Consider the following 25,273-nt stretch of genomic DNA (forward strand, 5'->3'; position numbering starts at 1 on the left):
GCGGGGATCGCTCCGGATCAGATCGTGAGTTCGGCTTCGCGACGAAGGCGGGCGCCCTCGCGGAAGACCTCGGCCAGGACGAAGACGACCAGCACCGAGAACCAGGCGGTCAGGGTGAAGCTGTCGTCGATGACCTTGGCCTTGGGGGCCAGCCAGCGGGCCATGCCCGAAAAGACGTAGCGGCCGACCTCCAGCCCCGCCAGGACGAGGCCGATCAGGCGCAGGCGCACGACATTGTCGGGATGGAAGGGGTCGCCGGCCGTCAGGGTGGCGAAGATCTTGCGCAGCCGCTCGACGATGACCATCCAACCGCCCAGCAGCAGCGCCCAGGCGGCCAGGGCGCCGGCGAACAGCGGTCCGTTGCGGCTGACGGCCTCGACGGCGTCGCTGATCGGCAACATCGAGGCCAGAAGTTCGGGATTGAAGCTGAACAGCAGGGCGACCAGCGTGAACAGCGACAGAAGGCTCACGAAGATCCATAGCCCGACGTAGATCACGTCCAGGATGATCTTCAGGAAACTCGATACGGAGCCAGGCCCCAAGGCGCGCATGGCTGCTCCCCAACAGCGACGCTCGAACATGCCTCGCGTCGCGAGGAGACGTCAAAGCCCTTGGGTTTCGAGAATCTCGAAAACCCCTTGTATCTCTCGGCTGGCCCTAGAGCGTCTGCACCACGAACGCCACGGCCGACACCGGCACGGCCACGATCAAGGCGGCGGTGATGACGGTCATGACGACCTTGTCGGCGATGCGGAACAGGCGGGCGGAGGACATCGGGTTTCCAGTTTGAGAGACGTGGTCGGGGCCGAGTCATTCGACCCCTCGCCACAGTCAACAGATAGGAGACGATTTCCGTTCCGCCAATCTTGTTTATCGAGAAACGATATTAAACTTTCGCAATGATGCCTGTGGACAAATGATAGTTGCCGTTAAGTCACAGCCGCGTGGGTGGCGACCATCGAGGTTCGCTTCGCGACCCGTTCGAACCAGTCCGAAAGCGCCGGCCGGCCGGCCCGCCAGTCGCTGACCCGGCGCACGTCCTGATAGTCCAGCTGCACCGCCACCGCGATCTCGGCGATCTCGAACCGGTCTTGCGACAGCCCGCCACCCGCGAGAGCGGTCGTGAACAAGTCCAGGGCGGCGTCGACCGCGCGCAGCTGGCGCTCGAGCAGGTCCGGGCGATGCTCGCCCTCGGGCCGCATCCGCTCGCGGACGATCAGCACCGAGGCGTCGCCCATGCCGTCGGCGGCGGCCTCGAGGGTCAGGGCCCGTCGGCGGGCCGGCTGCGCGGCCGGGATCAGGCGCGGCTCGGCAAGTCCGTCGACGAAGTCGGCGATGACGCCGGAGTCGAACACCGTCTCGCCGTCCTCGAGGACCAGGGCGGGAACCTTGCACAGCGGGTTCTGAGCGCGAAGCGTCTCGTCCTGGAACGGCGCGACGACCTCCACGGCGAACAAGTCCGAAAGGCCTTTTTCGAGGGCCATGACGCGGACCTTGCGCGCAAAGGGCGAAATTGGAGAGTAAAGGAGCCGCATCACGGTGATTGCCTTCAGGAGACGAGGAATGGCGCTGAAGCTTGAAATGGGATCGAAGCTTGTGGCCGCCACCCACAATCCTGGCAAGGTCCCGGAAATCGCCGCCTTGCTGGACGGCCGCTTCGAGATCGTCACCGCCGGCCAGCTGGGCTTGCCCGAGCCGGACGAGACCGAGAGCACCTTTGTCGGCAACGCCCTGCTAAAGGCCCGTCACGCCGCCGACCTGTCCGGCCTGCCCGCCCTGGCCGACGACTCCGGCCTGTCGGTCAAGGCGCTGGACGGCGCGCCAGGCATCTATTCCGCCCGTTGGGCCGGCCCCACCAAGGACTTCGCCATGGCCATGAAGAAGGTCGAGGAACGGATCGAGGAGACCGGCTCGGAAGACGTCTCGGCCTGGTTCACCTCGGCCCTGGCCGTGGCCTGGCCGAACGGTCCGGCCGTGGTGGTCGAGGGCCGGATCGACGGGACCCTGGTCTTCCCGGGCCGGGGAACGCGCGGCTTCGGCTACGATCCGATCTTCGTCCCCGAGGGTCATGAGACGACCTTCGGCGAGATGGAGCCGGCCGCCAAGGACGCCATGAGCCACCGCGCCCGCGCCTTCGCCAAGCTGAAGGCGGCGCTGTTTGAGTGACCCCGCCAGCGCGCGTATGGGCCTGGGCGTCTACGTCCACTGGCCCTACTGCGCGCGCATCTGTCCCTATTGCGACTTCAACGTCGTCCGTGACCGGGGCAAGACCGCCGAGCAGGCGGCGCTGGCCGACGCCATCGTCGCCGACCTCGAAGCCCAGCGGGCGCTGACCGGCGATCAGGCCCTGCTGTCGATCTTCTTCGGGGGCGGCACACCCTCGCTGATGGATCCGGCGCAAGTGGCGCGGGTGATCGAGACCGCCAGACGCCTGTGGTCGCCGACCGCCGACCTGGAGATCAGCCTCGAGGCCAATCCCACCGACGCCGAGGCCGGCCGCTTCGAGGCCCTGGCCGAGGCCGGGGTCCAGCGGCTGTCGCTGGGCGTCCAGGCCCTGGACGACGAATCGCTGAAGGTCCTGGGCCGCAATCACGACGCCGGCGCCGCCCGGCGGGCGATCGCCGCGGCGGCCAAGGCCTTCCCGCGCCTGTCGATCGACCTGATCTACGCCCGCCCCGGCCAGACCGACGCGGCGTGGCGCGCCGAACTCTCCGAGGCCATCGCCATGGGTCCCGAGCATGTTTCGCCCTACCAGCTGACCATCGAGCACGGCACTGCCTTCGACCGCGCGGTCGGGCGCGGGATCTTGAAGGTCCCCGACGAGGACCTGGCCGCCACCCTGTTCGAGACCACGCAGGAGGTGCTGGAGGCGGCCGGCTTCGACGCCTACGAGGTCTCCAACCACGCCAAGGGCCCTGCGGCCCGCTCGCGCCACAACCTCGTCTACTGGCGCGGCCGCGACTATGTCGGCGTGGGCCCCGGCGCGCACGGACGGCTGTCCCTGCCCGAGGGCCGCGCGGCGACGGTGGCTCAACGTGGGATCAAGGACTACATCGCCGCCGTCACGGAAACCGGCGTCGGCTTCGACCGCGAGATGCTCACGCCCGAGGAAGCGGCCGAGGAGCGCCTCGTCCTGGGCTTGCGCATCGACGACGGCGTCGGCTTCGACGAAATGGCCCCCTTGGGCCTGACGCCCGACCTGCCCAAGGTCCGCGACCTGGTCGAGGCGGGGCTGCTGGTCGATGACACCAAACGGTTGCATGCGACTCGCGCCGGGCGTCTGTTGCTGGACCGGCTGACAGGGACGCTCGCGACCTGATATGCATTTGCTTCGCAAGCGAAAGGACGCGTGATTTTGAGCCGCCAGCTTCCCCCGCCAGCCTTGTCCGACGCGCCCTTGGCGCCCGGCCTCTATCTGGTGGCGACGCCGATCGGCAACTTGCGCGACATCACGCTGCGGGCGCTGGACGTGCTGGCCGCCTGCGACGTGCTGCTGGCCGAGGACACTCGCGTCACCGGCAAGCTCCTAGCGGCCTACGGGATCCGCACCAAGCTGGAGCGCCACGACGAGCACGTGGCCGAGCGGGCTATTCCCGGCGTCCTCGCCCGCCTGGAAGCCGGCGAGCGCGTGGCCCTGGTCTCGGACGCCGGCACGCCGATGGTCTCCGACCCCGGCTATCGCCTGGCCCGCGAGGCGATCGCCGCCGGCCATCCGGTGATCCCGATCCCCGGCGCCTCGGCGGTCCTGGCGGCCCTGACCCTGGCCGGCCTGCCCACCGACCGCTTCCTGTTCGCCGGCTTCCCGCCGCCCAAGAGCGCCGCGCGGCGGACCTTCCTGGAAGAATTCGCCAATACCCGCGCCACCCTGATCTTCTACGAGGGCGGCTCGCGGGTCGACGACTGCCTCGCCGACATGGCCGCCGTGTTCGGCGGCGCGCGACAGGCGGCGGTCTGCCGTGAACTGACCAAGCTCTATGAGACCTGCATACGCGGGACGCTCGACGACCTGGCCGCCGATCCGCGCTTCGAAGCGCCCAAGGGCGAGATCGTCATCCTGGTCGGGCCGGGCAGCGAGAAGGTCGCGACCGCCGACGACGCCGAGGCCGCCCTGCGCGAGGCCATGGCCCGTCTGCCGCTGGGCGAGGCCGCCTCCGAGGTCGCCAAGGCCTTGGGCCTCTCGCGCAAGGATCTCTATCGCCAGGCCCTCTCCATGAAGGAGCAGGCCTGATGACGGCCGGCGTCCGCCAAGCGCGGGGAGCCGCCGCCCGCAAGCTCGGCCGGCGGGCCGAGGTGCTGGCGGCGCTGTGGTTGATGGCCAAGGGCTATCGGATCCTGGGTTTCCGGCTGGCGACGCCGCTCGGCGAAATCGATCTTCTGGCGCAACGCGGACGGGTCCTGGCCGTTGTCGAGGTCAAGCAACGGGCCACGATCGAGGACGCCCTGGACGCCGTGACGCCGACCCAACGCGACCGCCTGCGCCGCGCCGCCGCCCATGTCAGCGCGCACCGCACCGGCCTGCGCGACCTCCTCGTGCGGCTCGACCTGATCGCCCTGGCGCCGGGCCGACCGCCGCGCCATCTGCCCGACGCCTGGCCAGACGGCTTCCGGATGGGGGCGTGAGATGACGCGCGACGAGGCCGAAGAGATCCTGACCAAGGCCGGCGAAGGCCCCGACGAGACCTTCCCGCTGTTCGACGCCGCCCTGGCCTGCGCCGTCCACGACGATCCCAGCCGCGACACCACCCCGGCCGTCGCCCTGGCGCATGACGCCGTCGACCGCCTGCGCCGTCGCGCCGAGGCCGAGTCGCCGGAGGAGGCCGTGGCCGAGACCCTGGCGGGCGACCTGCGCCTGACCGGCGACGTCCTGACCTACGATCATCCCGACAACGCCGACATCATCGCCATCGCCGAGCGCCGCAAAGGCCTGCCGGTGGCCCTGGGCGTCTTCTACCTTCACGCCGCCCGCGAGGTCGGGCTGGAGTTGTACGGCGTCGACTTCCCCGGCCACTTCCTGCTGCGGATCGAGACCGAGGAGGGCCCCCTGGCGCTCGACCCGTTCAGCGAGGGCCGGGTGGTGCTGCCGTCGGAGCTGTCACGGCGGGCCCTGCGCACCGGCCTGATGCCCGACGTCGCCTCGCGGCTGGAGCTTCTGATGGCCCCGATCTCGGACCGCGCCGTGCTGATCCGCCTACAGAACAACATCTTCGCCCGCGCTCAGCAGGCCAAGGACTGGCCTCGCGCCGAGCGCTCGGCCCTGCGCCGCGCCCTGCTCAATCCCAACGACCACCGCCCCTGGCTGGACGTCGCCGCCGCCCGCGAAGGCCAAGGCGCCCTGGCCGGCGCCCTGCAGGCGCTCTCCCGCGCCCAAACCCTGGACGGCGGCGCGGCCATAGCCGCCCGAGCCGCACGGGAACGGATGCGGTTGCGGCTGAACTAGTTCGCCTCTCGGGTTGGACGGGGCGCGAAGAACGCCTAACTAAGCCGTCGCGTCCAGAACCCCAGGAGCCCCCATGTCGCTGCGAGTCGCCGTCCAGATGGATCCCGTCCTGGGGATCAACATCGACACCGACACGACCTTCCTGATGATGATGGAGGCCCAGAACCGCGGCCACAAACTGTGGTTCTACACGCCCGACAAGCTGTCCCAGGAGGACGGCCGGGTGTTCGCCCGCGCCCAACCCCTGGAGGTGTTCGCCGAGAAGGGCGCCCACGCCAAGCTGGGCGAGACCGCGCTGCTGGACATGAAGGACGACGTCGACGTGGTGCTGATGCGCCAGGATCCGCCGTTCGACATGGCCTACATCACCGCCACCCACTTCCTGGAGAAGGTGCACCCCCACACCCTGGTCGTGAACAACCCGGCCGAGGTGCGCAACGCGCCCGAGAAGCTGTTCGTCACCGATTTCCCCGGCGTGCAGCCGCCGACCCTGATCACCAGCGACCACGAGGCGATCTACGACTTCCGCGCCCGCCACGGCGACATCGTGCTGAAGCCGCTCTACGGCGGCGGCGGCTCGGGCGTGGCGCGGCTGCTGGCCGACGACCCCAACCTCGACGCCCTGCTGGAATTGCACGCCATGATCGGCCGCGAGCAGGTCATCGCCCAGAAGTTCGTCCCCGCCGTCAGCAAGGGCGACAAGCGCGTCTTGCTGGTCGATGGCGAACCCGTGGGGGCCATCAATCGCGTGCCGGCCGCCGGCCAGGTGCGGTCCAACCTGCGGGTCGGCGGCCGCGCCGAGGCGGTCGAGCTGACCGCCCGCGACCTCGAACTCTGCAAGATCATCGGCCCCGAACTAAAGCGCCGTGGACTGATCTTTGTCGGCATCGACATCATCGGCGAGTACCTGACCGAGATCAACGTCACCTCGCCCACTGGCGCGCAACAGCTGAAGCGCTTTACCGGCATCGACGCGGCCGCTGTACTTTGGGGTCGGATAGACGACATTCGCCGCAACGGTGGGTAACTCTGCGCAAGAACGACAACTTCCCGAAACGTTCGTTTTTCGTTCTTGCTCCATTTCCAAAGCTATGTTGCTTCTTGTGGATAAAGTCGATTGTCCATAAGGGGTTTGGATGGCCGCCAGGGTCGTCACCGTCGCGTTCGAGGGCGTCGAGGCCCGGCGCGTCGACGTCGAGGTGCAGCTGACCACGGGCCAGCACGCCTTCGTGGTCGTCGGTCTCGCTGACAAGGCGGTCGCCGAGAGTCGTGAGCGGGTGCGGGGCGCCTTCGCCGGCCTGGGCCTCTCCCTGCCGGGCAAGCGCATCGTCGCCAACCTGGCCCCGGCCGACATGCCCAAGGAAGGAACGCATTTCGACCTGCCGATCGCCCTGGCGGTGATGGCGGCCCTGGGCGTCATCCCGCTGGACGCGCTCGACGGCTGGGCGGCGATGGGCGAACTCTCGCTGGACGGCCGTATCGTGCCGGCGGCCGGGGCCTTGCCGGCGGCGATGGCGGCGGGGGCCATGGACCTGGGCCTGATCTGCCCGGAAGCGTCCGGCCCCGAAGCGGCCTGGGCGGGCGGCACGCGGATTCTGGCGCCGCGCTCGCTAGTGTCGTTGATCAATCATTTTCGGGGCAGCCAGATCCTGTCGGCCCCGACACCTGGCCCGATCGTCGAGGGCGAGCGGCCCAAGGACCTGCGCGACGTCAAGGGCCAGGAGCACGCCAAGCGGGCGCTCGAGATCGCCGCCGCCGGCGGCCACAACCTGCTGTTCGTCGGTCCGCCGGGCTCGGGCAAGTCGATGCTGGCCCAGCGCCTGCCCGGCTTGCTGCCGCCCTTGACCTCGACGGAGCTGCTGGAGACCTCGATGGTCCATTCGGTGGCCGGGCTGATCGCGCGGGGGACCCTGACCCGCACTCGACCGTTCCGGTCGCCGCATCACAGCGCCAGCATGGCCGCCCTGACCGGCGGCGGCCATCGCGCCAAGCCGGGCGAGGTCTCGCTGGCCCACAACGGGGTGCTGTTCCTGGACGAACTTCCCGAATTCGGCGTCCAGGCTCTGGACAGCCTGCGCGGGCCGCTGGAAACCGGCGAGGTGATGGTCGCGCGGGCCAACGCCCACGTGCGCTATCCGGCCCGCGTGCAACTGGTGGCGGCGATGAACCCCTGTCGCTGCGGCCATGGCGGCGCCGGCCGGGGCTATTGCGGCAAGGCCCCGCGCTGCCAGAGGGACTATCAGGGCCGCGTCTCGGGCCCGCTGATGGACCGCATCGACCTGGCCGTCGACATGCCCGCCGTCACCGCCGCCGACCTGTCCCTGCCGCCGCCGGCCGAGGGCTCGGCCGAGGTCGCCGCGCGGGTCGCCCGGGCTCGCGCTCTGCAACTGGATCGCGCCGAGGACCTAGACGAGGCGGATGGCCTGAACGGCCGCGCCGAGGGCGCCTTCCTGGAGAAGATCGCCGGTCTGGACGAGCCGGGCCGCGCCCTGCTGGCCCGCGCCGCCGAGGCCGGCCGGATTAGCGCCCGGGGCTGGACGCGGGTGCTGCGCCTGGCCCGCACCATCGCCGATCTGGAGGGCGCCGACAGCGTCAAGCGCATCCATGTCGCCGAGGCCCTGGCCCACCGGCGCACCACCACCGCGCCCGGGGAGGAAACGCTTCCGGCTTGACCGGCCGTTAAGCCGTGGTGGCTAGGATCCCCCGCCATGACCGACAAAAGACCCGGCGTCACGCCCGAGCAGCTGGCCACCCTGAGCCACGAGTTCCGCACCCCGCTGAACGGCGTGCTGGGCATGGCGCGCCTCTTGGAAAACACCAAGCTGACGGCCGAGCAGCGGTCGTACGTCACCGCCCTGCGCGAGAGCGGCGACCACCTGCTGTCGCTGGTCAACGACGTCCTGCACTTCGCCCGCCTGGGCGCGGCCTCGATCGAACTCAGCCTCGCGCCCGTGGACATCGAGGGCCTGCTGCGCCAGGTCGCCGAACTGATGAGCCCACGCGCCCACGAGAAGGGCGTCGAAATCGCCTGGGCCCTGCCCTCGCCCCTGCCGACCATCCGCGCCGACGAGGGCCGCCTGCGCCAGATCCTGCTGAACTTCGCCGGCAACGCCGTGAAGTTCACCGAGGCGGGCGGCGTGCTGCTGTCGGCGAACGCCACGGCGCCCACCGCAGAAGAAGGCGGCCGCATCCGCTTTTCCGTGGCCGACACCGGACCCGGTGTCGCGCCCGAGGCGCGGACCCGGATCTTCGAAGCCTTCGTGCAGACCGACATCACCCACGCCACCCAACTGGGCGGCGCCGGCCTGGGCCTGGCCATCGTCGCGCGGCTGGCCAACGCCATGGACGGCGAGATCGGAGTCGGCGGCGAGCTGGGCCAGGGCGCCGAGTTCTGGTTCGAGGCGCCTTTCGAGATTGCCGCCCCCGCGCTCCGCGCGGCGCCGCTGGAAGGCCGGTGCGTGGCCATCGCTTCGCCCAACGCCATCGTCCGCGCCGCCACCGCGCGTCAGATCGAGGCCGCCGGCGGCCGCGCCTTCGCCGCCGTCGACGTCGCCTCGGCCCTGTCGGGGGCGCCGGCCGACGCGGTGCTGCTGATCGACGCCGCCCTGGCGGGTCCGCGCGGCGCGCTCAAGCCGCCCGCTGGTCGCAAGGCCGTGGTGCTGCTGACGCCCGAGCAGCGCGATCGTATCGACCGCCTGAAGGCCGCCGGCTTCAGCGGCTACCTGATCAAGCCGCTGCGCGCCGCCTCCATGGTCGCCCAGGTGCTGCGGGCCAGCGTCGCCCATGGCCACGAAGACGCCCACTCGGCCGAAGAGCCCGCTCACGACGACCGCATCGCCGGCGCCGTGGCCCACGGCGTGCGCGTGCTGCTGGCCGAGGATAATCCGATCAACGCCCTGCTGGCCCGCACCCTGCTGGAGCGCGAAGGCTGCAAGGTCGACCGCGTCGCCGACGGCGAGCAGGCGGTGGCCGCCGCGGTGGCCGGAGCCTACGACCTGATCCTGATGGACCTGCGAATGCCGGGCCTGTCCGGCGTCGACGCCGCCCGCGCCCTGCGCGCCAAGGGTGTCGCCGCCCCGATCGCGGCCCTGACCGCCGACGCCTTCGACGAGGACAAACGCGCTTGCCTGGCCGCCGGCATGGACGACTTCCTCGTGAAGCCCCTCACACAAGAGGCCCTGCGCGACGCCCTGAAGCGTTGGACGACGGGCGGCGCGTCCTCCGGCTGGACGAAAACCGCGACGCGAGCCAAGGTCGCCGGCTAGAGGGCGGGACGATCCCCGCCGGGGGATCGCCGCATGACCGACCAAGCGCAGGCCGACACCGCGCCGAAGAAGAAGACTCTTCTTCAGACCCTAGCCTTCTTCCTGGAGCGGCGCAGCCTGGTGATGCTGGGCCTCGGCTTCGCGTCGGGCCTGCCCTACATGCTGATCTTCGACACCTTGTCGTTGTGGCTGCGCGACGCCGGCGCGTCACTGGCCGTGATCGGCTTCTTCAGCCTGGCCACCCTGTCGTTCACGTTCAAGTTCCTATGGGCTCCGCTGATCGACCGGGCCAAGGTTCCGGTGCTGGATCGCCTTCTCGGCCATCGCCGCGCCTGGATTCTGGTTTTCCAGACGGCGATGATCCTGGGCCTGTTCGCGATCTCGACCCTCAATCCCGCCTCGCAGCTGGCCATGCTGGGCGCGGCGGCCGTGGCCGTCGGCTTCGCCACCGCCTCGCACGACATCGTCATCGACGCCTGGCGCATCGAGGTGGCCGACAAGGAGGAGCAGGGCCCGATGGTGGTGGCCTATCAGTGGGGCTACCGGGTCGCCATGATCGCGGCCGGCGCGGGACCGCTGCTGCTGGCCGAGCGCTTCGGCTGGAACTTCTCGTACGCAGTAATGGGCGTGGTCGTGGGCGTCGGGGTGCTGGCGACCCTGTGGGCCCCGCGCGAGGCGGAGCATACGATCCGCCCGATCCCGACCGGCGACGTCAATCAGCCCCGATCCCTGGAAATCCTGGAGTGGCTGGTCCGCCTGGCCATCCTGCTGCTGGGCGCTCTGATCCTGGGCTCCGGCCTGGCCGGCGACGCGACCCTGCTCTCCAAGATGGTCGGCGGCGAGGCCCTGGCCGAAGCCTGGAAGGCCAAGCCGAACGGCGTGTGGCTGCAGCTGGTCGGGGTCATCATCGGTCTGGCCGTGGTGGTCGTCGCCGCCTGGCCGATCCCCAAGGTGCGCACCAAGCCCGGCGTCTACATGTCGACGGCGTTCGGCGAGCCGCTGATCGACTTCACCAAGCGCTTCTCGGGTGTCGCCGGCCTGATCCTGGCGGCGATCTGCGTCTATCGCGTCTCGGACTTCGTGCTGAACATCATGAACCCGTTCTATCGGGACATGGGCTTCACCCTCACCGAGATCGCCGAGATCCGGAAGGTGTTCGGCATCATCGCCTCGATGATCGGCGTCTTCCTGGGCGGCGTGGTGGTCGCGCGGCTCGGCCTGATGAAGGCCCTGGTCATCGGCGCCTTCGCCCAGCCGATCAGCAACCTGCTGTTCGCCCTGCTGGCCATGAGCGGCCACTCGCTGCCGATGCTGTTCGCCTCGATCTGCATCGACAACCTGGCGGGCGGCATCGCCGGCACGGCGCTGATCGCCTACATGTCCAGCCTGACCACCGCCGGCTTCACGGCCACCCAGTACGCCCTGTTCTCGTCACTATACGCCCTGCCCGGCAAGCTGATCGCCTCGCAGTCCGGCCGAATCGTCGAGAGCTCGGCCCTGGCCGCCGAGGCCGGCGGGCCGATCGGCGCCCTGAAGGGCCTGTTCACCCGCCTGCCGCCCGAGAGCTTCACCGCCGCCGGCGCCAAGCTGGGCGTCAGCGCCCAGGCCATGGCGGCCGGCTATACGACCTTCTTCATCTACACCGCCCTGATCGGCGTCGTGGCGATCGTGCTGTCGTTCATGGTCGCGGCGCGCCAGGGCGAGACGACGGCGAAGACTGAAGCGGCGACGGCCTAGACCGCCAGGCACACCACCTGAGCCACCCGCAGGTCACGGCGTAGGCCGTCGGCCACGCGGCCGTAGTTCTCGGTGGTGATCGGCTCGCTGGGCGCGAACTCCGACGGCGAGGGCCGGCGGTGCGGGCCCAGCAGGACCTTCAAGGTCTCGGGCGCGGTCGTGTAGATCCGGCCGCGACGCGGAGCCTCGGCCACCGTCACCCCGATCACCCGCCCCGCGCTGTCCAGGGCCGGCGAGCCCGAGAGGCCCGCCAGGGTGCCTTTCAGCGTGTCGGTGCGACCGACCTCGGCCCAGACCAGCACCGGCTCGGTGCGCGCGCCTCGGCCGTGGACGACCAGGTTCTCGCGACCCAGCAGGCGCGAAGCGGCCTCGCCGGGATGGCCCTGCGGAAAACCAGGGTGATAGGCGCGCGCGCCGCGGCGCAGCGGCGCGTCCAGGCCCAGCGGCACGGCCGGGGCCCCGCCCTCGGTGGTCAGGATGGCCGCGTCGGCCTTGGGATCGACATGGATCGTGGCGGCCACGCCACGCCCGTCGGCCACGACGATGGCGGCGCGTTTGCAGCCTTCGACCACGTGACGGGCGGTCAGCCAGGTGCCGTCGTCGCCGACCGAGAAGGCCGTGCCCGAGCCCGGCTCCGGCCGGTCGGGCACCTGGACCACGATCGACGGGTCGAACGGCGAGGACGGCCCCAGCGGCAGTCCCTCCTCGCCCGGCACCGGCGGCGGCGGCGGCGGCGCGTCCGAACGCTCCTGCCGGCCGACGGCGACGATCACCAGGGCGCTGACCGCCGCGGCATAGACCAGCCAGTCGGGAAGCTTGGGAAAATGCACTTTAGGACGCCCCCAGGCCCGGCGCGATCAGCCGGCCACGGCGGCGGCGAGGATCAGGGCGGTGGCCAGCTTGGCGCCGACCAGCAGGGCGGCGGCGGCGACCTCGCCTTCATGGATGCGCTCGGGCAGGCCCTTCAGCACCATGTCGGTGACGCGGAAGACCAGAAGCTGCACGGCGATGGTCGCCGCGCCCCAGATCATGATCTCGATCACCGAGGTCGAGGCGGTCAGGGAGATGGCCAGCGGAATGGCCAAGCCCACCATCACCCCGCCCAGCGACAGGGCCGCCGCGGAATTGCCCTCGCGGATCAGGGTGATTTCCTTGTGCGGGGTCAGCAGGGCGTAGAGCGCCGTCCCCAGGATCAACATGACGAGCGTCACGCTGGCATGCAGCAGGGTGACCGGAAAGCCGGTGGCGAAGGCCTGGACCTCGGGCGACTGAAGCTGGGACGGCATGGACGCGGACTACCCCCGAAAATCTACAGCGCCCTGACTAACACGGGTCGACGAGGCTTCGTAGGGGGCGCCCGCATCCGGCGATCAGCGGGCTACTTGTAGAAGCCCTGGCGCAGGTTCAGGCCGTGCTCGACGAAGACCTTCATCGCGCACAGCATGCCGGTCCAGCCCTCGCAGTTGCCGAACGCGGCCTTTTCGCCGGCCGGCGTATCGCTCCAACCCGCCTCGTGGATCTTGACCAGGGTGCGGCCGTCGCCGAGGTCCTCGAAGGTCATGGTCACGGTGGTCTTGTAGTCGGCGCCCTTCTCGGACGTGCCCCAGCGCAGGACGATCTTGGCGTTCGGTGTGACCTCGACCACCTCGACCGGGAAAGCGCCCGGGAAGTCGTGGAAATCCCAGGTGACGGTCGCGCCGGTCTCCAGCCGCCCCTGGGCGCCGCCGGTGGTGAAGTAGCCGGAGAGCTTCTTGGGATCGGCCACGGCCTCGAAGACCTCGGCCACGGGCTTGGCGATGCGGCCGCTGACGGTGAATTCGTGCGACATGGATACCTCCATCCTTGCTGCCCCCAAACGCTTGCTGGCCACGACCATATGTTATAGACTTATAACATGTCAAATGAGGACGAAGCCGACCTAATCTTCAAAGCGCTTGGACACCGGATCCGGCGCCAGATCCTCGATCTTTTGAAGGAAGATTCTCGCACGACCGGCATGCTGTGCGCCCTGATCCCGGACCTGGACCGCTGCACGGTGATGCAGCACCTCGCCGTTCTGGAAGAGGCCGGACTGGTCGTCGCCGAACGGCGCGGGCGCGAGCGCTGGAACCACCTGGACGCCCTGCCCGTCCACGCCATCCACGAACGCTGGATCGGCCCCTACGCGGCCTATGCGGCGGGGATGCTCAGCCGGCTGAAGAAAGCGGTCGAGGCGGAGGCGTAAGCCCGTTCAGGGCGCTTTCAGCAGATAGTCCCGGGTCAGCGGAACGGCGTCGCGCTTCTTGGCCAGTTGGATCTGGAAGACCATGTGGCCGCCGTGCCGGAAGCCCAGCTCCGCGCCGGCCAGGTAGAACTCCCACATCCGCCGGAACCGGCCGTCGAACATCATCGGGATGTCCGGATCGGCCATGAACCGTTCGCGCCAGATGCGGCAGGTCTCGGCGTAGTGCAGGCGCAGGATCTCGATGTCGGTGATCCACAGGCCCGCCTGCTCGATCGCAGTGACCACCTCCGACAGGCCGGGGATGTAGCCGCCCGGGAAGATGTATTTCTGGGTGAAGGCGTTGGTCGCGCCGGGACCGTGCATCTTGCCGATCGCATGGACCAGGGCGACGCCGTCGTCGGTCAGCAGGCGGTTGATGGTCTCGAAATAGGTCCGGAAGTTCGGCGCGCCGACGTGCTCCAGCATGCCGACCGAGACGATGYGATCGAACGGTTCGTCCAGGTCGCGATAGTCGGTCAGGCGAAACTGGACCTTGTCCGATAGCCCGGCCTTGTCGACGCGCTCGGTCGCCAGGGCCAGCTGCTCGGTCGACAGGGTCACGCCCGTCATCTTGGCCCCGAAGTCCTTGGCCAGGGTCATGGACAGGCCGCCCCAGCCCGAGCCGATGTCCAGGGTCTTCATGCCCGGCTCGATCAGCAGCTTGCGGCCGATCAGGGCCTTCTTGGCGGCCTGGGCCTCCTCCAGCGTCATGTCCGGACGCTCGAAATAGGCGCAGCTGTACTGCATGTCCGTATCGAGGAACCGGCGGTAGAGGTCGTTCGACAGGTCGTAGTGGTGGGCGACGTTGCGGCGCGAGGCCACCCGGCCGTTGACCTGCTGGACCCGCCGCTTCACGGCCTTGCGGAAACGGGTGAAGGCCGAGCCGCGCTTGGGCTTGCGGCCGCCGCTTTCGCCGACGATCTCCAGCAGTTGAGGAAGGGTCCCCTGCTCGAAGACGACATCCTCTTCCATATAGGCTTCGCCGAGGCCGAGGCTCGGATTGGTCAACCGGCGCAGACCGCGGTTGTTGATCCGAATCACCACGGGCGGTCCCGTGCCGTCTCCGGCCTTGACGACGCGGCCTCCGGGCAGATGCGCCGTGAGGTCGCCGGTCTTGATCATTTTGCGGAGCAGGGCTTCGATCATGGCGCCAACTTAAGGCGTAGTTTGTCCGCGACAACCTGTCGCACACGGAGAAAATGCAGATGCCCAGCGGCGGCCTCGTCGTCACACGCGCCCGCCCCGACGAGGCGCCGATCATCGCCAACCTGATGCAGCTCTACATCCACGACTTCTCGGAACTGTGGTTCGACCGCAAGGTCGAGGGCGAGTTGGGTCCCGACGGGCGGTTTTCGGGTTATCCGCTACTGGAGACCCACTGGTCGGATCCGTCGCGCGAGCCGTGGCTGTTCCGGATCAACGGCCTGCCGGTCGGCTTCGCCCTGGTCAACGACGTCGCCCATTCGGAAACGCCGGTCGATCGGGCGGTGGCCGAGTTCTTCGTGGTCCGCAAACATCGGCGGCGCGGCGTCGGCCAGGCCGCCGCCCACGCCCTGTTCGGGACCGCGTGGGGTGTCTGGGAGGCGGCCGTGGTCCGCCGCAACACCGGGGCGCTGGCCTTCTGGCGCACGGCGGCGGCCAGCTATCCGGGCGTGCGGGACCTCGTCGAGGAAGACCACGATGACGCCCTGTGGAACGGCGCGGTGCTGCGGTTCCGAGTGGGGTAGACCGTAGCATCTGGCATCGTGTATTTCGCCATTTCAAGTTGAGGGTTCAGCGCGGGACCATCCTGGGGGATTGCCATGACGACGATGCGGTTGGGAACCGGTGTTTCGGTTGACTTCCTGGACCTGGACAGCTCGGGGACCGTCTATCCGCCGGCGACTCAGCGATCGTCGACCCGTTTCGTGTTCGACTACGGCTTTGGCGTTACGGAGGCGTACACCGGAACGGGCTTCACCTACGGCTCGGACGGCATGCCGACGAGCGGCGTTATCACCGCCATGACGGGCTTCACCGATGGCGTCGCCGATATCTGGTTCACCGACATGGCCCTGTCGATCTCGACCGTCGTAGGCTTCTACCGGTCGGGCGACGCCTTGGGGCTGCAGTCCTACATCATGTCCGAAAGCGATGTGCTCTACGGCGGCGATGACCTCGACCGGATGCGCGGGTTCGCCGGCGACGACCGGTTAGAAGGCGGCGGCGGCAACGACGAGCTGTATGGCGACGCGGGCAACGACACGCTCGATGGCGGCGCCAACAACGATATCGCCGGTTTCTCGGGCGCATCCAACAACTTCAAGATCAGCAAGAGCGGCGCGAACTGGGTCGTCAGCGACACGCGGACCACCGGCAATCAGGGGGTCGATACCCTGATCAACATCGAACGGGTGAAGTTCGACGACCGGACCCTGAGCCTGTCCTTGACCAGCAGCACGGTCACCACCGCCACGGCCAACATCCTGCGGTCCAGCACCGCGTTCGAGACCTCGCTGTTGGTCGGCAATGGCTACAAGACGACCAGCCAGGGGATCGCCGACCTGGTCAAGGCCGCCGACGCAACGACCTCGGTGGCGACGCTGGCCTATCAGTTCTTTACGGGGAAGATCCCGGGCCAGGCGGGCATTGACTATCTGGTCTCGACGACGGGACCCAACCCGAACAATCTCAACAGCGCCTATTACCAGTCGTTCAATCTCGAGAACCGCTACATCAACTTCGCGGTGAACCTGGGCAAGAACGGCGAGGGCAAGGCTCAGTTCGAGGCGAAGTATGGTTCGCTCAGCCTCTTCGACTCCACCCGTGATGCCTACAAGACGATCTTCGGCGGGGCGCCGACGGACGCCAAGGTCCATGCTCTGATCGACAGCCGCGTCGACTATTTCGCCAGCTATGGCGGCGACGGCGCGACCGGAATCGGGACCAAGGCGGCCATGGTCGGCTGGCTGCTGGCCGAAGCCGCCAAGGCGGATGTCGGCATATACTCCAAGGCCAACGACGCGTTCCTCAGCGACCTGGCCGATGGCGCGACCTTCGCGATCGATCTCGTTGGGGTCTACGGCAAGGCCGAGTACAATTACGCCGGCTAGAGCTTCCGCAGCTCCGGGCAGGCGCCGGGTTCGGCCGTCCAGCTGATGCTGGCGATCTTCCAGGCGCCGTCGCTCTTCGCCAGGGTAAAGACGTCGATCCCGCAGTGCAGGGTCTTGCCGTCCTTGGAGACCTCGTAGGGCGCGCTGATCGTGGCCAGGGCGCCGCGGCGGATGATCACCGGCGACCAGATCCACTCCTTGATCCCCGGGTCCATGTGCTTGCCGAAGCTGTCCTCGAAGGCCACGCGGCTGACCTTGATCGCGCCGTCCGCCTGAGTGCGCACGCCCATGAACTGGGCGTTCGGCAGCACGGTGGCGCGCATGGCCTCAGGGCTGGCGGCGGCCATGCCGTCGAAGAAGGCCTGGGCCACGGCGAGGACCGCCTTGTCTTCCGGATCGGCCGGCGGGGTCGCGGCGGCCCCAAGGCTGGCGGCCCCAAGACTGACGATGGCGGCGGCGGCGAGCAGCAGGGCGGACATGGCGGTCTCCAGTTAGAGGTCAGCTCAGCATGCCATGGCAGATGCCGGCCTGGGCGCCCCAATAGAGAGCCCAGACGGCCCAGGCGGTCAGGCGCGGCGAGCCGAGCAGCTTGGCGTTCTTGAACAGATCGAACGAGAGGATGGCGTCCGAGGCCATGAAGGCCAGGGCGCCGACGGTGGTCGGCCAGGCGCGCGCGGGCAGCAGCAGGCTGGAGACCACCATGCCGACAATGGCCAGGACATAGACGACGACCGGGATCCGCAGCTTGCCCAGCGAACCCCACAAGGCGCGCAGCATTAGGCCGGCGGCCGCGCCGACCGCGCCGGCGGCGGGCCAGAACCAGGTCGGCGGCGCGCCGGCCCGCTCCAGGAACAGCGGGATGTAGACCATGTGGCCGACCAGGAAGGCCGCCAGGCCCAGCGGCAGCCAGCGCTTGGGATCGCCGGCCAGGAAGGCGTCACCCAGGGCGCAGAAGGCCAGGGCGACGGCCAGCAGCACCGAGCCGCCGTCCAGATAGGCCAGCACGGCCAGGGCCGCGACCGAGGCGGTCTTGACCACGGTCCGGAGCGCCGACACCGGCTGCTCGACGAAGATCAGGCCATAGGCAAGGGCGCTGCCGGCCGCGACCGCCCAGAGTCCAGTTTCGGTCGAGAACGCCTCAGGCGTCATCGGAGAGGCGCTGCAGGAAGGCCTGGGCGGCCTCCTTGTGGCGTGGCTTCAAGGTCTTGCCGAGGATGGCGACCAGGGCCGCGAACACCGCCGCGTCGTCGGTGAAGCCGATGGCCGGCAGGATGTCCGGGATCGCGTCGGTCGGCAGGACGAAATAGGCGAGCGCCGCCAGCATCATGCCCTTGGCCGCCGTCGGCGTTTCGGGATCGCGGGCGCACCACCAGACCRACAGGGCGTCCGAAGCGAACGGCACCTTGGCGGCCACCCGGCGGATCTTGGGCAGGAAGCCGCGCTTCACGCGCTCCTCGTTGACCCGCACCGTGGCCGGGACCAGCGCCTTGGCCGGATCCAGGACCTCGTTGACGTTTACGTCGGGGGACGGTTTGGCGTCGCGGCTCATCGGTCTAAACCTCTCACTAAAGCTGATCCTAAACGCGAACTTTGGGGAAACGTCCATGAAACTCGACAACTCCGTCGCCGCCGTCGTCACCGGGGGCGCTTCAGGCCTCGGCGAGGCTACCGCCCGCGCCCTGGCCGCCCAGGGCGTCAAGGTCGCGATCTTCGACATGAACGAGGCCGCCGGCCAGGCGGTCGCCGACGAGATCGGCGGCGTGTTCTGCAAGGTCAACGTGACCAGCGACGCCGATGTCGACGCCGGCTTCGAAAAGGCCCGCGCCGCCCACGGCCAGGAGCGGGTGCTGGTCAACTGCGCCGGTACGGGCAACGCGATCAAGACCGCCAGCCGCGACAAGACCACAGGCGAGACCAGGCACTTCCCGCTCGACGCCTTCGACAAGATCATCCAGATCAACCTGGTTGGCACGTTCCGCTGCATCGCCAAGTCGGCCAAGGGCATGCTGGACCTGGAGCCGCTGGAAGACGGCGAGCGCGGCGCGATCGTCAACACCGCCAGCGTCGCCGGCGAGGACGGCCAGGTCGGCCAGGCCGCCTATTCGGCCTCCAAGGGCGGCGTCATCGGCATGACCCTGCCAATCGCCCGCGACCTGATGGGCGACGGCATCCGCGTCAACACCATCCTGCCGGGCATCTTCAACACGCCGCTGATGAACGGCGCGCCCGAGAACGTGAAGGCCACCCTGGCCGCCAGCGTGCCGTTCCCCAAGCGTTTCGGCCGTCCCGAGGAATACGCCCAGCTGGCGCTGACCATGATCACCTGCGGCTACTTCAACGGCGAGGACGTGCGCCTGGACGGCGGCATCCGCATGCCGCCGCGCTAGTCTCTCAGATCCTCCCCCGCGCTGCGGGGGAGGTGGCCCAGAGGGCCGGAGGGGGCTAGCGCGGCCGACTTCCAGCTCGCCCCCTCAGTCGCTCCGCGACAGCTCCCCCGCATCGCGGGGGAGCATCTTTTTACTTCACTTCCGGCCGCACGATCGTGTTGGCTAGGTTGGCCATGATCTCGCGGGCGTCGTAGGCGCGCGGGTCGCCTTCCGGCTTCTTGCCCTTGTGCATCACGATCTCGGCGCCGGCCTCGAACTTCTCGACGGTGCGGATCTGGGCGCGGTCGGCGAAGAAGGGGTCACCCCAGAACGGGTCCCAGGTGCGCCAGCCATAGCCGCCGCCGTAGTAGCGCCACGACGGACGCCAATAGCCGTACGGGTATCCGAAGCCGAAGCCCGGGCGCATGAACGGATCCGGCTCGACATAGGTGCGGGCCGAACGGTCGGTGCGGTGGTCGGCGGTCTCGAACCAGTCATAACCCTGCTGCACGGTCAGCTCGGCCGACCGGTAAAGGAGGTAGCGCTCGACGGTCTCGCGCGAGGTCAGGCTGTTGCCGGCGAAGCTGACGCGATAGCGGTCGCCTTCCAGGCGCTGCTCGGAGAACCCGCCGGTGACCGAGCCGGACGTGACGCGCGGCTGGTACGGCGTCGGGGTGGCGCAGGCGGACACCAGCCCGACGGCGACCGCGAGCGCGGCGGCGATGGCGGCCTTTTTCATGAACATGACTTGCTCCTTCAAGCGGAGTCCTCGGTGTTAGAATCAACTCTGACGGGGCTTTGTGGTTTCGCCAAGGCGCAGTTTGATACAGGCCTGAAATCACTCAGCCTCTGGATACGATCAGTACGGCCGCCGTGATCAAAAGAACGCCGACCAGGATCGCGAATCCTCGACGAAAACCTGGCTCGTTCATGCGCGTGGACAGCGCCGCCCCGCCCAGGCCGTAGCTGGACATGCTGATCAGGTCCATGCCGATGGTGGCGCAGGCGAACATGATCAGCTGTGGGGCCAGCGGCCGCTCGACGTCCAGGAACGGCGGCAGCACGGCCGAGAAGAACAGCAGGATTTTCGGGTTGGCGATCTGGACGGTGAAGCCGTCGAAAAACGCCGAGCGGCCCGCGCGCCCCTTGGCTCGAACGGTGGCCGAGGCGTGGCTCTCGATGTTCCTGATCCCCGCCCACAGCGACTTCAGCCCCAGCCAGACCAGATAGGCGGCTCCCGCCAGGGCCAGGACGTGGAACGCCTTCGGGAAGGCGACGATCAGCGCGCCAAGGCCCAGGGCCGAGCCGGTGAACCAGACCAGGGTGGCGGTGTTCATGCCGAGCACGCTGATCAGGGCCGCGCCCTTGCCGCGCTCCATGCCGGTGGCGATGGCGAACAGGTTGGCTGGGCCGGGCGTGATGGCCATGACGAACATGGCGACCAGGAAGGCGCCGTAGCGGGCGGGATCGACGGGCAGGTGGTCCATGGGGCGGATATAGGCTCCGCGCCATGGCCGAGCTAGTTGCCGATCACGATCAGGATGTAGATCGCCCGGCCCAGGGCGCCGAACAGCAGGACGGCGGTGGCCAGGGCCTGGATGATGAAGCCGACCTCACGCTTCTTGGGATCGGCCGCGTAGCCCAGGGCGTAGATGATCCGGCCAATCATCCAGACGACGCCCAGGCCGGCGGCGACCAGGTCGTTCCAGTAGATGGCGAACAGCCACAGCGAAGGCAGGTAGATGACCAGCCACTCGACGGTGTTGGTCTGGATGCGCAGGTGCCGCTCCAGCTCCGGGTGGCCGGTCATGGCCGGGGCGTCGATCCCGCTCCGTCGGCGCGCGCCGCTGATCCGAAAGATCATCCAGGCATAGACCAGCAGCGACACCAGGGTGACGATGGCCACGAGCGCGTGGGACTGATGCATGGGTGTGTTCTTCTCCCTGGCCGGCGCTCGAAGCGGCGCCGTTGGACCGAACGCACCGTAGACGCCTTCGGCTCCGCGTCTATCCCTTACGGCGCAAGCACCACGCCGTGGGGAACCGGTGGGCGGCCAGATCGCTCTCTAAGGAGATTGATCCCTATCCCGCGGAGGCGTCAGGCCATGCAGGTGGAATCCACGGCAATCCGACAGATCGACTACAGCCCCGAACACGGCAAGCTGTTCGTTACGTTCCAGGACGGCGACGAATACGTCTATGTCGGCGTGCCCGAACGGGTCGGCAAGGCGTTCTTCCGGGCGCCGTCGAAGGGCCGGTTCTTCCAGCGGATGATCCGCGACCGCTATCCGTACAACCGGGTCTGAAACGAAAAACGCCCCGACCATCGGCCGGGGCGTTCTCGTTGGGCGATGCGTAAGGCGGCCTAGCCCCGCTTGTCGCGCTTGGCCAGCACGCGCAGGCGCAGGGCGTTCAGCTTGATGAAGCCGCCGGCGTCGCGGTGGTCGTAGGCGACCTTGCCTTCCTCGAAGGTGACCAGGTCCTGGTCGTACAGCGAGTAGGGACTCTCGCGGCCGATGACCGAGACGTTGCCCTTGTACAGCTTGACGCGGACACGGCCGGTGACCTTGTCCTGGCTGTAGTCGATGGCGGCCTGCAGCATCTCGCGCTCCGGCGAGAACCAGAAGCCGTTGTAGACCAGCGATGCGTACTTCGGCATCAGCTCGTCCTTCAGGTGCATGGCGCCGCGGTCCAGCGTGATGCTCTCGATGCCGCGGTGGGCGGCCAGCAGGATGGTGCCGCCCGGGGTCTCGTAGACGCCGCGCGACTTCATGCCGACGAAGCGGTTCTCGACCAGGTCGAGGCGACCGACGCCGTTGTCGCGGCCCAGCTCGTTCAGCTTGGTCAGCAGGGCGGCCGGCGACAGGGCGACGCCGTCGATGGCGACCGGGTCGCCCTTCTCGAAGTCGATGGTGAAGACGTGCGGAGTGTCCGGCGCGTCTTCCGGCGCGATCGTGCGCATGTGGACGAACTCGGGGGCCTCGACCGCTGGATCTTCCAGGACCTTACCTTCCGAGCTCGAGTGCAGCAGGTTGGCGTCGACGCTGAACGGCGCTTCGCCGCGCTTGTCCTTGGTGATCTGGATCTGGTGCTGCTCGGCGAACTCCAGCAGGGCCTCGCGGGACTTGAAGTCCCACTCGCGCCACGGCGCGATCACGGTGATGTCGGGCTCGAGGCCGTAATAGCCCAGCTCGAAGCGGACCTGGTCGTTGCCCTTGCCGGTCGCGCCGTGGCTGACGGCGTCGGCGCCGGTCTTGCGGGCGATCTCGATCTGCTTTTTGGCGATCAGCGGACGGGCGATCGAGGTGCCCAGCAGGTACTGGCCCTCATAGACCGTATTGGCGCGGAACATCGGGAACACGTAGTCGCGCACGAACTCTTCGCGCACGTCCTCGATGAAGATGTTCTCGGGCTTGACGCCGGCGGCCAGCGCCTTGGCGCGCGCCGGTTCGATTTCCTCGCCCTGGCCCAGGTCGGCCGTGAAGGTCACGACCTCGGCGCCGTACTCGGTCTGCAGCCACTTGAGGATGATCGAGGTGTCGAGGCCGCCCGAATAGGCGAGCACGACCTTTTTCACGGACTTGTCAGCCACGAGCGGGTCCTTTCGGAGAGAAACACAAAGTCGCGCGCCYTCAACGGGATCAGGACGCGCGGGTCAAGCGCTAAAGAGCTCGGCTAGAGCTGACCTTCGTCCTGCAACGTCCTGATGACGAAGCGCAGGTGAAACAGCTGGCTCAGCGCCAGGCTGGCGGCCAGGGTGGCGCGGACCAGGAAGATGATCACGGCGCGGGTCGGATCGTCTGTGAAGGTGGCCTGGGTCAGGGTGAACGACAGCAGCACGGCGATCGCCACGACCGGGATGGCCAGCAGGCCCACGGCCTTGGGCGCGCGGGCGCTGGGTTCGCCGGTGTGGTCCCACAGCATAGGGATGGGGACGCCCTTAGGGATGCGCTTCCACGCGCCCTGGGCGGTGGCGGCGATGATGGCCAGGGCGGCGATCGACAGGCCGTCGCCGAGGATGCGCAAGGTCGTTTCCATCGTTCTAGACCGTCACCTGCGCGCCCAACTCGACCACGCGGCCGGGCGGGATCTTGAAGAAGTCGGTCGGGTTGGCGGCGTTCTTCATCAGGTAGATGAACAGCCTGTCCTGCCACAGCGGCATGCCGCTGTTGGCCGACGGCACGATCGAGCGGCGGCCCAGGAAGAAGCTGGTGGCCATGATGTCGAACTTCAGCCCCTGCTTACGACACACGGCCAGGGCCTTGGGAATGTTGGGGCTTTCCATGAAGCCGTAGTTGACGATGACTTTCTTGAAGTCGTCGTTGACCTTCTCGATCACGACCCGGTCTTCCTCGCGGACGCGTGGCGTCTCGGTGGTGCGCACGGTCAGGATGACGTTGCGCTCGTGCAGAACCTTGTTGTGCTTGAGGTTGTGCATCAGGGCGACCGGCGTCATCTCGGGGTCCGAGGTCAGGAAGATCGCCGTGCCGGGCGCGCGGTGCGGGGCGCGGGCGCGCAGGATCTCCATCAGGTCGACCAGGGGCACACTGTCGCGGCGGGTCTTGGCGGTCAGGATGTTGGCCCCGCGGGTCCAGGTCCACATGATCAGCACCAGCACCGCGCCGAACACCAGCGGCAGCCAGGCGCCGTCGGGGATCTTCAGCATGTTCGAGGCGATGAACACCATGTCCAGCGCCACTAGCGGGATCAGCAACAGACCGGTCTGCCACAGGGTCCACTTCCACACGCGGCGAATGACGACATAGGCCAGCAGGGTGTCGACGAACATCGCGCCGGTGACGGCGATGCCGTAGGCGCTGGCCAGCTTGTGCGAGCTCTGGAAGGCGAACAGCAGCACCAGCACGCCGATCAGCAGGAACTGGTTCACGGCCGGCACGAAGATCTGGCCTGCCTGGGTCTCGGAGGTGCGCTTGATCTCGATGCGCGGCAGCAGGCCCAGCTGGACGGCCTGTTGGGTCATCGAGAAGGCGCCGGTGATCACCGCCTGGCTGGCGATGACGGTGGCGATGGTGGCCATGATCAGCACGGGCCAGTAGGCGAAGCCGGGGACCATCTCCCAGAACGGGTTGTGGCGGGCGGCCGGGTGGTCCAGCACGAGGGCGCCCTGGCCCAGATAGTTCAGGGCCAGGCACGGGAAGACCAGGCACAGCCACGAGGCCTGGATCGGGCGCTTCCCGAAATGGCCCATGTCGGCGTAGAGCGCCTCGGCCCCGGTCACCACCAGGAAGACGCTGCCCAGGATCACGAAGCCCAGGAAGCCGTTCTCCAGCAGGAAGCGCAGGCCGTACCAGGGATTGAAAGCGCGCAGGATCGACAGGTCGTCGGCCAGGTGCCAGGCGCCCAGGGCGCCCAGGATGAGGAACCATACCGCGGTGAACGGACCGAACAGGGCGGCCATCCGATGGGTGCCCTTGGCCTGGACGGCGAACAGCAGGATCAGGATCCCGGCCGAGATCGGCAGGATATAGGGCGCGAAGACGTGGCCGAGGCCCGGCGCGTCCTTCAGGCCCTCGACCGCCGACAGCACCGAAATGGCGGGGGTGATGATCCCGTCGCCATAGAACAGGGCCGCGCCGACCACGCCGAGGAAGAAGACCGCCATCGACCGTTTGCGACCGGTCTTGCCCAACGCCTTCTGGGCCAGGGCCATCAGGGCCAGGGTGCCGCCCTCGCCCTTGTTGTCGGCTCGCATGAAGAAGATCACGTATTTGATCGTCACGAACAGGGTCATGGTCCACAGGACCAGCGAAACCACGCCCAGCACCGCGTGCTCGGTCGCCGTGGTGCTGCGCGAATGGGCCAGGGCTTCACGCAGGGCGTAAAGCGGGCTGGTGCCGATATCGCCGAACACCACGCCGATCGAGCCTAGCGCCAGGGCGACAAAACCGTGCCCCTTCGCATCGCCATGGCCGTGGCCATTGCCGCCGCCATTACCCCCGCCATGCCCATTTGGCGGGGCTCCGTCCTGCTGCGGAATGTCGGTCGTCGTGGGCGCGCAATCGTTGGCGGACGCGCTAGAGGCTTCGGAAGCCATTCAATCCCTCCGGGCCGCCCTCGCAAAACGCTATCGGCCGACCCATATCGGTCAAGCGC

30 protein-coding genes are annotated in these 25,273 nt (G+C 68.4%); 14 read left to right on the forward strand and 16 right to left on the reverse strand.

What is annotated here, in order from left to right:
• Window positions 1–17 precede the first annotated feature (17 nt).
• The 3 genes from AC1DSO_RS07470 to AC1DSO_RS07480 all read right to left on the reverse strand — a co-directional run bounded on the left by AC1DSO_RS07470 (window position 18) and on the right by AC1DSO_RS07480 (window position 1,535).
• Entirely contained in the window at window positions 18–551 is a 534-nt protein-coding gene (locus AC1DSO_RS07470) for a DUF2975 domain-containing protein (RefSeq protein ID WP_047413646.1), read from the reverse strand.
• A 106-nt stretch (window positions 552–657) separates the two neighbouring features.
• Window positions 658–774 carry a hypothetical protein gene (locus AC1DSO_RS07475; RefSeq protein ID WP_223392656.1) on the reverse strand — a complete coding sequence of 39 codons (117 nt, stop codon included), beginning with the start codon at window positions 772–774 and terminating at the stop codon, window positions 658–660.
• A 155-nt stretch (window positions 775–929) separates the two neighbouring features.
• A complete protein-coding gene (locus tag AC1DSO_RS07480; RefSeq protein ID WP_477068277.1) occupies window positions 930–1,535 on the reverse strand; it encodes a glutathione S-transferase N-terminal domain-containing protein in 606 nt (201 codons plus the stop codon).
• A gap of 28 nt (window positions 1,536–1,563) precedes the next feature.
• Here AC1DSO_RS07480 and rdgB point away from each other — a divergent pair, with 28 nt between their 5' ends.
• The 9 genes from rdgB (at window position 1,564) to AC1DSO_RS07525 (ending at window position 11,439) form a co-directional block, all read left to right on the forward strand.
• A complete protein-coding gene (gene rdgB / locus AC1DSO_RS07485) occupies window positions 1,564–2,166 on the forward strand; it encodes an RdgB/HAM1 family non-canonical purine NTP pyrophosphatase (RefSeq protein ID WP_477068242.1) in 603 nt (200 codons plus the stop codon).
• 16 nt (window positions 2,167–2,182) lie between these two features.
• Window positions 2,183–3,319 carry a radical SAM family heme chaperone HemW gene (gene hemW, locus AC1DSO_RS07490; protein ID WP_477068278.1) on the forward strand — a complete coding sequence of 379 codons (1,137 nt, stop codon included), beginning with the start codon at window positions 2,183–2,185 and terminating at the stop codon, window positions 3,317–3,319.
• Between the two features lie 36 nt (window positions 3,320–3,355).
• Window positions 3,356–4,228 carry a 16S rRNA (cytidine(1402)-2'-O)-methyltransferase gene (gene rsmI / locus AC1DSO_RS07495; RefSeq protein ID WP_047413874.1) on the forward strand — a complete coding sequence of 291 codons (873 nt, stop codon included), beginning with the start codon at window positions 3,356–3,358 and terminating at the stop codon, window positions 4,226–4,228.
• The gene (locus AC1DSO_RS07500; RefSeq protein WP_477068243.1) at window positions 4,228–4,620 is read left to right on the forward strand and encodes a YraN family protein; all 393 of its coding nucleotides are present in this window, start codon (window positions 4,228–4,230) and stop codon (window positions 4,618–4,620) included. Before rsmI ends, AC1DSO_RS07500 begins: the two co-directional genes overlap by 1 nt.
• 1 nt (window position 4,621) lies before the next feature.
• Entirely contained in the window at window positions 4,622–5,437 is an 816-nt protein-coding gene (locus AC1DSO_RS07505; RefSeq protein ID WP_477068244.1) for a SirB1 family protein, read from the forward strand.
• 73 nt (window positions 5,438–5,510) lie between these two features.
• Window positions 5,511–6,464, forward strand: a complete 954-nt coding sequence (gene gshB, locus AC1DSO_RS07510) for a glutathione synthase (protein WP_477068245.1) — start codon at window positions 5,511–5,513, stop codon at window positions 6,462–6,464.
• Between the two features lie 109 nt (window positions 6,465–6,573).
• The gene (locus AC1DSO_RS07515) at window positions 6,574–8,109 is read left to right on the forward strand and encodes a YifB family Mg chelatase-like AAA ATPase (protein WP_477068246.1); all 1,536 of its coding nucleotides are present in this window, start codon (window positions 6,574–6,576) and stop codon (window positions 8,107–8,109) included.
• Between the two features lie 36 nt (window positions 8,110–8,145).
• Entirely contained in the window at window positions 8,146–9,702 is a 1,557-nt protein-coding gene (locus tag AC1DSO_RS07520) for a response regulator (RefSeq protein ID WP_477068247.1), read from the forward strand.
• 33 nt (window positions 9,703–9,735) lie between these two features.
• On the forward strand, window positions 9,736–11,439 hold the full coding sequence (locus AC1DSO_RS07525) for an AmpG family muropeptide MFS transporter (protein ID WP_477068248.1): 1,704 nt from the start codon (window positions 9,736–9,738) through the stop codon (window positions 11,437–11,439).
• Here the strand turns inward: AC1DSO_RS07525 and AC1DSO_RS07530 are convergent.
• From AC1DSO_RS07530 to AC1DSO_RS07540, 3 genes are all read right to left on the reverse strand, one after another.
• The gene (locus AC1DSO_RS07530) at window positions 11,436–12,269 is read right to left on the reverse strand and encodes a S1 family peptidase (RefSeq protein WP_477068249.1); all 834 of its coding nucleotides are present in this window, start codon (window positions 12,267–12,269) and stop codon (window positions 11,436–11,438) included. The genes AC1DSO_RS07525 and AC1DSO_RS07530 overlap by 4 nt on opposite strands.
• Window positions 12,270–12,296: 27 nt before the next feature.
• Window positions 12,297–12,725 (reverse strand): DUF350 domain-containing protein, encoded by a 429-nt coding sequence (locus AC1DSO_RS07535; protein ID WP_047413657.1) that lies wholly within the window; start codon window positions 12,723–12,725, stop codon window positions 12,297–12,299.
• A gap of 92 nt (window positions 12,726–12,817) precedes the next feature.
• Entirely contained in the window at window positions 12,818–13,267 is a 450-nt protein-coding gene (locus tag AC1DSO_RS07540; protein WP_477068250.1) for an SRPBCC family protein, read from the reverse strand.
• Between the two features lie 66 nt (window positions 13,268–13,333).
• On the opposite strand from AC1DSO_RS07540, the gene AC1DSO_RS07545 reads away from it, so the two are divergent.
• Window positions 13,334–13,663 (forward strand): ArsR/SmtB family transcription factor, encoded by a 330-nt coding sequence (locus AC1DSO_RS07545; protein ID WP_477068251.1) that lies wholly within the window; start codon window positions 13,334–13,336, stop codon window positions 13,661–13,663.
• A 6-nt stretch (window positions 13,664–13,669) separates the two neighbouring features.
• Here AC1DSO_RS07545 and AC1DSO_RS07550 read toward each other — a convergent pair whose 3' ends face one another.
• The gene (locus tag AC1DSO_RS07550; RefSeq protein ID WP_477068252.1) at window positions 13,670–14,848 is read right to left on the reverse strand and encodes a class I SAM-dependent methyltransferase; all 1,179 of its coding nucleotides are present in this window, start codon (window positions 14,846–14,848) and stop codon (window positions 13,670–13,672) included.
• A 59-nt stretch (window positions 14,849–14,907) separates the two neighbouring features.
• Here AC1DSO_RS07550 and AC1DSO_RS07555 point away from each other — a divergent pair, with 59 nt between their 5' ends.
• Together AC1DSO_RS07555 and AC1DSO_RS07560 are read left to right on the forward strand one after the other, a co-directional pair.
• A complete protein-coding gene (locus tag AC1DSO_RS07555; protein WP_477068279.1) occupies window positions 14,908–15,429 on the forward strand; it encodes a GNAT family N-acetyltransferase in 522 nt (173 codons plus the stop codon).
• A 75-nt stretch (window positions 15,430–15,504) separates the two neighbouring features.
• The gene (locus tag AC1DSO_RS07560) at window positions 15,505–16,794 is read left to right on the forward strand and encodes a hypothetical protein (protein ID WP_477068253.1); all 1,290 of its coding nucleotides are present in this window, start codon (window positions 15,505–15,507) and stop codon (window positions 16,792–16,794) included.
• On the opposite strand, the gene AC1DSO_RS07565 is transcribed toward AC1DSO_RS07560, so the two are convergent.
• The 3 genes from AC1DSO_RS07565 to AC1DSO_RS07575 are packed head-to-tail and all read right to left on the reverse strand — an operon-like array spanning window position 16,791 to window position 18,343.
• The gene (locus AC1DSO_RS07565) at window positions 16,791–17,273 is read right to left on the reverse strand and encodes a nuclear transport factor 2 family protein (protein ID WP_477068254.1); all 483 of its coding nucleotides are present in this window, start codon (window positions 17,271–17,273) and stop codon (window positions 16,791–16,793) included. The genes AC1DSO_RS07560 and AC1DSO_RS07565 overlap by 4 nt on opposite strands.
• A 19-nt stretch (window positions 17,274–17,292) precedes the next feature.
• Window positions 17,293–17,943, reverse strand: coding sequence for a lysoplasmalogenase (locus AC1DSO_RS07570; protein ID WP_477068255.1), 651 nt, complete (start codon window positions 17,941–17,943; stop codon window positions 17,293–17,295).
• Window positions 17,933–18,343 (reverse strand): YkvA family protein, encoded by a 411-nt coding sequence (locus AC1DSO_RS07575; RefSeq protein WP_477068256.1) that lies wholly within the window; start codon window positions 18,341–18,343, stop codon window positions 17,933–17,935. Before AC1DSO_RS07575 ends, AC1DSO_RS07570 begins: the two co-directional genes overlap by 11 nt.
• A gap of 55 nt (window positions 18,344–18,398) precedes the next feature.
• Here AC1DSO_RS07575 and AC1DSO_RS07580 point away from each other — a divergent pair, with 55 nt between their 5' ends.
• On the forward strand, window positions 18,399–19,181 hold the full coding sequence (locus AC1DSO_RS07580; protein ID WP_477068257.1) for an SDR family NAD(P)-dependent oxidoreductase: 783 nt from the start codon (window positions 18,399–18,401) through the stop codon (window positions 19,179–19,181).
• A gap of 130 nt (window positions 19,182–19,311) precedes the next feature.
• On the opposite strand, the gene AC1DSO_RS07585 is transcribed toward AC1DSO_RS07580, so the two are convergent.
• The 3 genes from AC1DSO_RS07585 to AC1DSO_RS07595 form a co-directional block, all read right to left on the reverse strand.
• Window positions 19,312–19,905 (reverse strand): CC0125/CC1285 family lipoprotein, encoded by a 594-nt coding sequence (locus AC1DSO_RS07585; RefSeq protein ID WP_477068258.1) that lies wholly within the window; start codon window positions 19,903–19,905, stop codon window positions 19,312–19,314.
• Window positions 19,906–20,002: 97 nt separating this feature from the next.
• The gene (locus tag AC1DSO_RS07590; RefSeq protein ID WP_477068259.1) at window positions 20,003–20,647 is read right to left on the reverse strand and encodes a LysE family translocator; all 645 of its coding nucleotides are present in this window, start codon (window positions 20,645–20,647) and stop codon (window positions 20,003–20,005) included.
• 32 nt (window positions 20,648–20,679) lie between these two features.
• The gene (locus AC1DSO_RS07595; RefSeq protein WP_477068260.1) at window positions 20,680–21,087 is read right to left on the reverse strand and encodes an MAPEG family protein; all 408 of its coding nucleotides are present in this window, start codon (window positions 21,085–21,087) and stop codon (window positions 20,680–20,682) included.
• A gap of 177 nt (window positions 21,088–21,264) precedes the next feature.
• Between AC1DSO_RS07595 and AC1DSO_RS07600 the strand changes: the two genes are divergently transcribed.
• Window positions 21,265–21,465 carry a KTSC domain-containing protein gene (locus AC1DSO_RS07600; RefSeq protein WP_477068261.1) on the forward strand — a complete coding sequence of 67 codons (201 nt, stop codon included), beginning with the start codon at window positions 21,265–21,267 and terminating at the stop codon, window positions 21,463–21,465.
• 59 nt (window positions 21,466–21,524) lie between these two features.
• Here the strand turns inward: AC1DSO_RS07600 and AC1DSO_RS07605 are convergent, their stop codons facing one another.
• The 3 genes from AC1DSO_RS07605 to AC1DSO_RS07615 form a co-directional block, all read right to left on the reverse strand.
• Entirely contained in the window at window positions 21,525–22,751 is a 1,227-nt protein-coding gene (locus AC1DSO_RS07605) for an argininosuccinate synthase (protein ID WP_477068262.1), read from the reverse strand.
• A gap of 83 nt (window positions 22,752–22,834) precedes the next feature.
• Complete coding sequence (locus AC1DSO_RS07610) at window positions 22,835–23,185, reverse strand: hypothetical protein (protein ID WP_477068263.1); 351 nt, start codon at window positions 23,183–23,185, stop codon at window positions 22,835–22,837.
• 16 nt (window positions 23,186–23,201) lie between these two features.
• Entirely contained in the window at window positions 23,202–25,214 is a 2,013-nt protein-coding gene (locus tag AC1DSO_RS07615) for a potassium transporter Kup (protein ID WP_477068264.1), read from the reverse strand.
• Window positions 25,215–25,273: the final 59 nt, after the last annotated feature.

This window comes from Caulobacter sp. P4_E5 (assembly GCF_056401555.1).